The following is a 9,007-nucleotide window of genomic DNA, read 5'->3' as shown; positions in this document are numbered from 1 at the left end:
CCGCGGAGAAAGCGCGCGGGATGAAGGGCGATGAAATAAACGCGTGGCGTAATGCGATGGAGGCGGCGAACTACACGTTTGAGCACAATGGCCGGAAATGGGACTACGGAAAGTCAACGCAGACGCGCCTTGAGCCATCGGTGGCGGCAGCGAAAGCGGGGAAACTGCCGGAGGCGTTTTTCTGGACGGATGCGGAAAACAATGATGTACAGGTGACAGCAGAAGAGCTTATTGCGCTGAGTGAAGCGGCAGAGCAGGCGATGTTCACTAAAGGGATGGAAATCCACATTCGCCAGCGCACCATGAAGAAGGACCTGGAATCGCTGAGCAGTGCGGATGAGATCCTGGCATACAGGGTTGGCTGGGCACAGGAATAACAGACAAAAAGATGGGGGACCATCACCTCCCCCATGAACTGCGTTGATTATGTCATTATTGTGAAGGTATACACTATGCCGGACGAATACTGCCACGGAAAAGTTAATTCCGGAAGTGACGGAACTCTCATTTTTCGTGCATCCTGTTGATATGGATGATTTTTCAGATTTCCGGAAGTCCGTATTTTGCCTGGGCGCGGTTGCATGCTTCATTCGCGATGCCATTTTTGCCGGAAACTAGATTTCTATGTTTCCTTTTTATTATTGCTATACATGGTCTTAAGCGTATCAAAGACAATTTTCTTAACCATCTCAGATTGTTGTTCTGCCATACGCTCTGCATCGTCAATGTAAACAGATGCAGAGCTTTGTTTAGCCAATGATTCTTCAATCGCCGCAATTATCTCTGAGTTCAGCGACCTGTTATTCATCTTCGCACGTTGCTTAATTTTCGCGTGGAGTTCATGCGGAAGTCTCAAGTGAAACTGCGCCTCGTCGTATTTGCTGTACATCCTTGATGCCTCACCAGTTGGGTGGAATGGCATCGTAACCTACTGGATAAATACTCAATAGTACCATTTCGGTATGCAATCACATCATGGTTGCATCATATCATTCGTCTGGAGCAATGAAATGTCAGATATCACCGCAAATGTTGTGGTAAGCATGCCTTCGCAACTCTTCACTATGGCTCGTTCTTTTAAAGCCGTAGCCAATGGCAAAATTTATATCGGTAAAATTGACACTGACCCTGTAAATCCTGAAAACCAGATTCAGGTTTATGTGGAGAATGAAGACGGTTCTCACGTTCCTGTTTCGCAACCAATCATCATTAATGCTGCTGGATATCCGGTATATAACGGACAGATTGCCAAGTTCGTAACTGTGCAAGGTCATTCTATGGCTGTGTACGATGCGTATGGGGCGCGGCAGTTCTATTTTCCGAATGTGCTTAAGTATGATCCTGATCAGTTAAAAAACATTTTACTATCAAAATCTGGAGCATCAAATGTTTTCACGTCTTCTGGTGATAGCGTTCAAACATTTATAGATAACTATGCATTTATTTATGCTGTTGATTATTTGCCTGAAAATTACGTTACAGACGGTTCTGTAGACTATCGCGCAGAAATACAAGAAGCAATCAATCATGCAACGAGCATAAAATCAGCATTGGTTTTACCTCCATTTCAGTGCAAGATAACTCCGGTAGATCAGTTTGATGTTCCAGGTCTCCTAATCCCATCTAATTCAATAATTATAAAACCACCAGGAGGATCGCTTAAGATTGGCTCAAATAGCTTTGAGCAATACGGGGTTATGACATTTTCAGATGTTGAAAATATAATTGTTATAAACCCAGTATGCATTGGAGATAAAACAACTCACAAAGGACTGGACGGCGAGTTCGGAATGTGTTTCTTTATCAGGGGTGGGTGTAACAATATAGAAATAAAAAAACCTAAAGCCATTGATGCATGGGGAGATGGAATTTTTATTGGTCAGCACTGGCCTGATAAGGTCTCATACCCGAAGAAAATAACTATAACCAGACCAGTTACAGAAAACTGCCGTAGGCAAGGTATTAGCATTACATGTGGAGAGTCCATAGTCATCGATAGGCCAGAATTGAACAACACTGGTGATAGCGATTCAACACCCCTCCCAAACGGCCCATGGGCTGGAATCGACATAGAACCTAACTATTTTCAGACGCCGTTAAGGGGAATTCACGTCAATGGAGTTATAGGAAAGGGTAATAAAGGGCCGCTAACTCAAATCGCGCTAAATATGGCAGATACAAACATCCCACCAGAAGGTGGTAGATATGACTGCCAAATCACCATTGACGGAGTTTCTGATGACTCATCAAGAGGAGCGTTTGAGTTTTGGGGGGGTCCTAACAGAGATTCTCTTTTTAACGGATACGTTTCAGTTAAGAACGTGTGCTCCAAGGGAGCGCTAAAAAACCCTATAATGATAAGCAACCAATTCTACAAGTCAGGCTTGCGCCTACTAGTAGACAACGTATCAATAAATGATTGGTCTTGCTCATATTCAAGCAACATTGAAAAGGCCCCTATAGCCATTAAAACATCTGATTCATCACAATATCCATCATCAACACTTCCAGTACAGGGGAACTTTGAAATAAGAGATGTGTCTCTTTGCTCATCTCTTCCAGCTGAAAGCATATCAAAATATGCAATCGTAACAAACAATGCAAAAGGGTTTGTAGGTGCATATATATCGTTCAAGCATGTAATATGTCCAGTAAAGCTAACCACTAACGTTTTTGGTAGGATTAATCTTGATCTAGGTTCATTTTACCAGACTCTAACATGTACAATGAATCCAGGTGAAACTTTAAACCTTGCTTCATTATCTGATATTAAGATGAGCGAGTCTGGAGAGATCTCCCTTCCATCATCAATTGATAGCAGATTCAATGGTCAACAATATAGATTAATGTATGACTCATCGTCTGGATTTATGAAGATGAATACATCTAGCCTTAACGTATTCGTAAACGGTAAAGCGGTTACTGCCGGATATGCTAATTTTTATCCATCAGCAGGTGTAATATCAATAACTGTTGGTGTTAATGGGTTTGTTCTTATAAACACTCAGGGAGGATATACGCCATCATGATTTTTTGAATTTTATCCTATCGCATGCAAGTTAACTGGTTTTAGTAGATTCTCGCCCATGTCGTTATATGTACGCGCGGGTCAGCCAACCACTGCATCATTTCTCTGAGTCTATCGAGATACTGAGCATGGTTGTAAATTCAACTAACCCAGTGAGTTGACAAAAAATTAGCGCAAGAGGACAAAAAATCACCTTGCGCTAATGCTCTGTTACAGGTCACTAATACTATCTAAGTAGTTGATTCATAGTGACTGGATATGTTGTGTTTTACAGTATTATGCAGTCTATTTTTTAAGCTAAATGCATTATAAGACATTGATATTAATGATTTTACTGTTTCTTGTTCAGCTTTTTTATACTAACTTGAGCGAAACGGGAAGGTAAAAAGACAAAAAGTTGTTTTTAATACCTTTAAGTGATACCAGATGGCATTGCGCCATCTGGCAGAGTGATTAACTAAACATCGCAGTAATCGAGGCGCTTGCCAGAGAGTGGAAATGAACGTTAAACCCGACCATCGCGCCGCTGGCACCTTCATCGACATCAATACGTTCTATATCCAGCGCGTGAACGGTAAAAATGTAGCGATGAGTTTCGCCTTTCGGCGGTGCTGCGCCATCGTACCCGGTTTTACCAAAGTCGGTACGCGTCTGCAAAACGCCGTCTGGCATTGCTACCAGACCAGAGCCAAACCCTTGCGGTAATACGCGGGTATCAGCGGGTAAGTTAACAACTACCCAGTGCCACCAGCCGGAGCCGGTTGGCGCATCCGGGTCGTAGCAGGTGACAACAAAACTTTTCGTTCCCGCAGGAACATCATCCCACGCCAGATGCGGTGAAATATTATCGCCATCGTAACCCATGCCGTTAAAGACATGACGATGCGGCAATTTATCGCCATCGCGCAGATCGTTACTGATGAGTTTCATGAACCCTCCTTTCTTGTTTGCAGAAAGTGTAGCCAGAAACCCTCACGCGGACTTCTCGTTATTGGCAAAAAAATGTTTCATCCTGTACCGCGCGGTTAACCGCTGCGGTCAGACGCTGCAACTGTTGCGGGAGAATAATATAGGGCGGCATCAGGTAAATCAGTTTGCCAAAAGGCCGGATCCAGACACCCTGTTCGACAAAGAATTTTTGCAGCGCCGCCATATTCACCGGATGAGTGGTTTCGACTACGCCGATTGCCCCCAGCACGCGCACATCGGCAACCATTTCGGCATCACGGGCGGGGGCAAGTTGCTCGCGCAGCTGTACTTCAATAGCCGCCACCTGTTGCTGCCAGTCGCCAGATTCGAGAATCGCCAGGCTGGCGTTTGCTGCCGCGCAGGCCAGCGGATTGCCCATAAAAGTTGGCCCATGCATAAAGCAACCGGCTTCGCCGTTACTGATGGTTTCCGCAACCTCGCGCGTGGTGAGCGTGGCGGAAAGGGTCATTGTGCCGCCGGTTAAGGCTTTACCGAGGCACAAAATGTCCGGCGCGATTTCTGCATGTTCACAGGCAAACAGTTTGCCGGTACGACCAAATCCGGTGGCGATCTCGTCGGCAATCAGCAAGATACCTTCGCGATCGCACATTTTGCGGATTCGTTTTAACCATTCCGGATGGTACATGCGCATCCCGCCTGCGCCCTGGACAATCGGTTCAATGATCACCGCCGCGATTTCATGACGATGCGCCGCCATCAGGCGGGCAAAGCCAACCATATCACGTTCATCCCATTCACCATCCATGCGGCTTTGCGGGGCGGGAGCAAACAAGTTTTCTGGCAGATAGCCTTTCCACAGGCTGTGCATTGAGTTGTCCGGATCGCACACCGACATCGCGCCAAAGGTATCGCCATGATAACCATTGCGGAAGGTCAGAAAACGCTGGCGCGCTTCGCCTTTGGCCTGCCAGTACTGCAACGCCATTTTCATCGCCACTTCCACCGCTACGGAGCCGGAGTCCGCGAGAAAAACGCATTCCAGCGGTTGCGGCGTCATTGCCACCAGTTTGCAGCATAGCTCGATGGCGGGCGCATGGGTGATACCGCCAAACATCACATGCGACATAGCATCAATTTGCGACTTCATCGCCGCATTAAGCTGCGGGTGATTATAGCCGTGGATCGCCGCCCACCAGGACGACATACCGTCAACCAGGCGTCTGCCGTCAGACAAAATTAGCTCGCAACCTTCGGCGCTCGCGACCGGATAAACCGGCAGAGGGGAGGTCATGGATGTGTATGGGTGCCAGATATGGCGTTGGTCAAAGGCAAGATCGTCCGTTGTCATAATCGACTTGTAAACCAAATTGAAAAGATTTAGGTTTACAAGTCTACACCGAATTAACAACAAAAAACACGTTTTGGAGAAGCCCCATGGCTCACCGCCCACGCTGGACATTGTCGCAAGTCACAGAATTATTTGAAAAACCGTTGCTGGATCTGCTGTTTGAAGCGCAGCAGGTGCATCGACAGCATTTCGATCCTCGTCAGGTGCAGGTCAGCACTTTGCTGTCGATTAAGACCGGAGCTTGTCCGGAAGATTGCAAATACTGCCCGCAAAGCTCGCGCTACAAAACCGGGCTGGAAGCCGAGCGGTTGATGGAAGTTGAACAGGTGCTGGAGTCGGCGCGCAAAGCGAAAGCTGCGGGATCGACGCGTTTCTGTATGGGCGCGGCGTGGAAGAATCCCCACGAACGCGATATGCCGTACCTGGAACAAATGGTGCAGGGGGTAAAAGCGATGGGGCTGGAGGCGTGTATGACGCTGGGCACGTTGAGTGAATCTCAGGCGCAGCGCCTCGCGAACGCCGGGCTGGATTACTACAACCACAACCTGGACACCTCGCCGGAGTTTTACGGCAATATCATCACCACCCGCACTTATCAGGAACGCCTCGATACGCTGGAAAAAGTGCGCGATGCCGGGATCAAAGTCTGTTCTGGCGGCATTGTGGGCTTAGGCGAAACGGTAAAAGATCGCGCCGGATTATTGCTGCAACTGGCAAACCTGCCGACGCCGCCGGAAAGCGTACCAATCAACATGCTGGTGAAGGTGAAAGGCACGCCGCTGGCGGATAACGATGATGTCGATGCCTTTGATTTTATTCGCACCATTGCGGTCGCGCGGATCATGATGCCGACCTCTTACGTGCGCCTTTCTGCCGGACGCGAGCAGATGAACGAACAGACTCAGGCGATGTGCTTTATGGCAGGCGCAAACTCGATTTTCTACGGTTGCAAACTGCTAACCACGCCGAATCCGGAAGAAGATAAAGACCTGCAACTGTTTCGCAAACTGGGGCTAAATCCGCAGCAAACTGCCGTGCTGGCAGGGGATAACGAACAACAGCAGCGTCTGGAGCAGGCACTGATGACCCCGGACACTGACGAATATTACAACGCGGCAGCACTATGAGCTGGCAGGAGAAAATCAACGCGGCGCTCGATGCGCGGCGTGCTGCCGATGCCCTGCGTCGCCGTTATCCAGTGGCGCAAGGAGCCGGACGCTGGCTGGTGGCGGATGATCGCCAGTATCTGAACTTTTCCAGTAACGATTATTTAGGTTTAAGCCATCATCCGCAAATTATCCGTGCCTGGCAGCAGGGTGCGGAGCAATTTGGCGTCGGTAGCGGCGGTTCCGGTCACGTCAGCGGTTATAGCGTTGCGCATCAGGCGCTGGAAGAAGAACTGGCCGAGTGGCTGGGCTATTCGCGGGCACTGCTATTTATCTCTGGTTTTGCCGCTAATCAGGCGGTCATTGCCGCGATGATGGCAAAAGAGGACCGCATTGTCGCTGACCGGCTTAGCCATGCCTCATTGCTGGAAGCTGCCAGTTTAAGCCCGTCGCAGCTTCGCCGTTTTGCTCATAACGATGTCACTCATTTGGCGCGATTGCTTGCTTCCCCCTGTCCGGGGCAGCAACTGGTGGTGACAGAAGGCGTGTTCAGCATGGACGGCGATAGTGCACCACTGGCGGAAATCCAGCAGGTAACGCAACAGCACAATGGCTGGTTGATGGTCGATGATGCCCACGGCACGGGCGTTATCGGGGAGCAGGGGCGCGGCAGCTGCTGGCTGCAAAAGGTAAAACCAGAATTGCTGGTAGTGACTTTTGGCAAAGGATTTGGCGTCAGTGGGGCTGCGGTGCTTTGCTCAAGTACGGTGGCGGATTATCTGCTGCAATTCGCCCGCCACCTTATCTACAGCACCAGTATGCCGCCCGCTCAGGCGCAGGCATTACGTGCGTCACTGGCGGTCATTCGCCGTGATGAGGGGGATGCACGGCGCGAAAAACTGGTGTCACTCATTGCGCGTTTTCGTGCCGGAGTACAGGATTTGCCGTTTACGCTGGCTGATTCATGCAGCGCCATCCAGCCATTGATCGTCGGTGATAACAGCCGTGCGTTACAACTGGCAGAAAAACTGCGCCAGCAAGGCTGCTGGGTCACGGCGATTCGCCCGCCAACCGTACCCGCTGGTACTGCGCGACTGCGCTTAACGCTAACCGCAGCGCATGAAATGCAGGATATCGACCGTCTGCTGGAGGTGCTGCATGGCAACGGTTAATAAACAAGCCATTGCAGCGGCATTTGGTCGGGCAGCCGCACTCTATGAGCAACACGCAGATCTACAGCGCCAGAGTGCTGACGTCTTACTGGCAATGCTCCCACAGCGTAAATACACCCACGTACTGGACGCGGGTTGTGGACCTGGCTGGATGAGCCGCCACTGGCGGGAACGTCACGCGCAGGTGACGGCCTTAGATCTCTCGCCGCCAATGCTTGTTCAGGCACGCCAGAAGGATGCCGCAGATCATTATCTGGCGGGAGATATCGAATCCCTGCCGTTAGCGACTGCGACGTTCGATCTTGCATGGAGCAATCTCGCAGTGCAGTGGTGCGGTAATTTATCCACGGCACTCCGCGAGCTGTATCGGGTGGTGCGCCCCGGAGGCGTGGTGGCGTTTACCACGCTGGTGCAGGGATCGTTACCCGAACTGCATCAGGCGTGGCAGGCGGTGGACGAGCGTCCGCATGCTAATCGCTTTTTACCGCCAGATGAAATCGAACAGTCGCTGAACGGCGTGCATTATCAACATCATATTCAGCCCATCACACTATGGTTTGATGATGCGCTCAGTGCCATGCGTTCGCTGAAAGGCATCGGTGCTACGCATCTTCATGAAGGGCGCGACCCGCGAATATTAACGCGTTCGCAATTGCAGCGATTGCAACTGGCCTGGCCGCAACAACAGGGGCGATATCCTCTGACGTATCATCTTTTTTTGGGAGTGATTGCTCGTGAGTAAACGTTATTTTGTCACCGGAACGGATACCGAAGTGGGGAAAACCGTCGCCAGTTGTGCACTTTTACAAGCCGCGAAGGCAGTAGGTTATCGGACGGCAGGTTATAAACCGGTCGCCTCTGGCAGCGAAAAGACCCCGGAAGGCTTACGTAATAGTGACGCGCTGGCGTTACAGCACAACAGCAGCCTGCAGCTGGATTACGCAACGGTAAATCCTTACACCTTCGCAGAACCCACCTCGCCGCACATCATCAGCGCGCAAGAGGGCAGGCCGATAGAATCATTGGTAATGAGCGCCGGATTACGCGCGCTTGAACAACAGGCTGACTGGGTGTTAGTGGAAGGTGCTGGCGGCTGGTTTACGCCGCTTTCTGACACTTTCACTTTTGCAGATTGGGTAACACAGGAACAACTGCCGGTGATACTGGTAGTTGGTGTGAAACTCGGCTGTATTAATCACGCGATGTTGACTGCGCAGGCAATACAACACGCCGGACTGACTCTGGCGGGTTGGGTGGCGAACGATGTTACGCCTCCGGGAAAACTTCACGCTGAATATATGACCACGCTCACCCGCATGATTCCCGCGCCGCTGCTGGGAGAGATCCCCTGGCTTGCAGAAAATCCAGAAAATGCGGCAACCGGAAAGTACATAAACCTTGCCTTGTTGTAGCTATCCTGTAT

9 protein-coding genes are annotated in these 9,007 nt (G+C 50.1%); 6 read left to right on the top strand and 3 right to left on the bottom strand.

Features of this window, described 5'->3' with window-relative positions; translation table 11 throughout:
• Window positions 1-377: DUF4376 domain-containing protein (locus E0D98_RS18610; RefSeq protein ID WP_131890823.1), on the top strand; the 377-nt coding region annotated here is incomplete at its 5' end.
• 245 nt (window positions 378-622) lie between these two features.
• Here the strand turns inward: E0D98_RS18610 and E0D98_RS18605 are convergent.
• Entirely contained in the window at window positions 623-889 is a 267-nt protein-coding gene (locus E0D98_RS18605) for an Arc family DNA-binding protein (RefSeq protein ID WP_000287056.1), read from the bottom strand.
• A gap of 121 nt (window positions 890-1,010) precedes the next feature.
• Between E0D98_RS18605 and E0D98_RS27975 the strand changes: the two genes are divergently transcribed.
• Entirely contained in the window at window positions 1,011-3,029 is a 2,019-nt protein-coding gene (locus E0D98_RS27975; protein ID WP_050877196.1) for a phage head-binding domain-containing protein, read from the top strand.
• A gap of 452 nt (window positions 3,030-3,481) precedes the next feature.
• Here E0D98_RS27975 and E0D98_RS18595 read toward each other — a convergent pair whose 3' ends face one another.
• Together E0D98_RS18595 and bioA are read right to left on the bottom strand one after the other, a co-directional pair.
• Window positions 3,482-3,958: a kinase inhibitor gene (locus E0D98_RS18595; RefSeq protein WP_000767389.1), complete on the bottom strand. Its 477-nt coding sequence runs from the start codon at window positions 3,956-3,958 to the stop codon at window positions 3,482-3,484.
• Window positions 3,959-4,016: 58 nt separating this feature from the next.
• Entirely contained in the window at window positions 4,017-5,306 is a 1,290-nt protein-coding gene (gene bioA / locus E0D98_RS18590; protein ID WP_001716325.1) for an adenosylmethionine--8-amino-7-oxononanoate transaminase, read from the bottom strand.
• 86 nt (window positions 5,307-5,392) lie between these two features.
• Here bioA and bioB point away from each other — a divergent pair, with 86 nt between their 5' ends.
• From bioB to bioD, 4 genes are read left to right on the top strand one after another with little or no spacing between them, the layout of a single operon-like run.
• Window positions 5,393-6,433 carry a biotin synthase BioB gene (gene bioB / locus E0D98_RS18585; RefSeq protein WP_000951213.1) on the top strand — a complete coding sequence of 347 codons (1,041 nt, stop codon included), beginning with the start codon at window positions 5,393-5,395 and terminating at the stop codon, window positions 6,431-6,433.
• Window positions 6,430-7,584, top strand: a complete 1,155-nt coding sequence (gene bioF, locus E0D98_RS18580; RefSeq protein WP_000118833.1) for an 8-amino-7-oxononanoate synthase — start codon at window positions 6,430-6,432, stop codon at window positions 7,582-7,584. Before bioB ends, bioF begins: the two co-directional genes overlap by 4 nt.
• Window positions 7,571-8,326, top strand: a complete 756-nt coding sequence (bioC, locus tag E0D98_RS18575; RefSeq protein WP_000246805.1) for a malonyl-ACP O-methyltransferase BioC — start codon at window positions 7,571-7,573, stop codon at window positions 8,324-8,326. Before bioF ends, bioC begins: the two co-directional genes overlap by 14 nt.
• Window positions 8,319-8,996, top strand: coding sequence for a dethiobiotin synthase (gene bioD / locus E0D98_RS18570; RefSeq protein WP_050877194.1), 678 nt, complete (start codon window positions 8,319-8,321; stop codon window positions 8,994-8,996). The genes bioC and bioD overlap by 8 nt, the downstream gene beginning before the upstream one ends.
• The last annotated feature ends 11 nt before the right edge of the window (window positions 8,997-9,007 follow it).

Source organism: Escherichia sp. KCJ4928, from assembly GCF_004352695.1.
Classification (GTDB): Bacteria; Pseudomonadota; Gammaproteobacteria; order Enterobacterales; family Enterobacteriaceae; genus ECMA0423.
The sequence above is the reverse complement of the archived record's forward strand: the minus strand, read 5'-3'. Positions and strand labels throughout refer to the sequence as shown.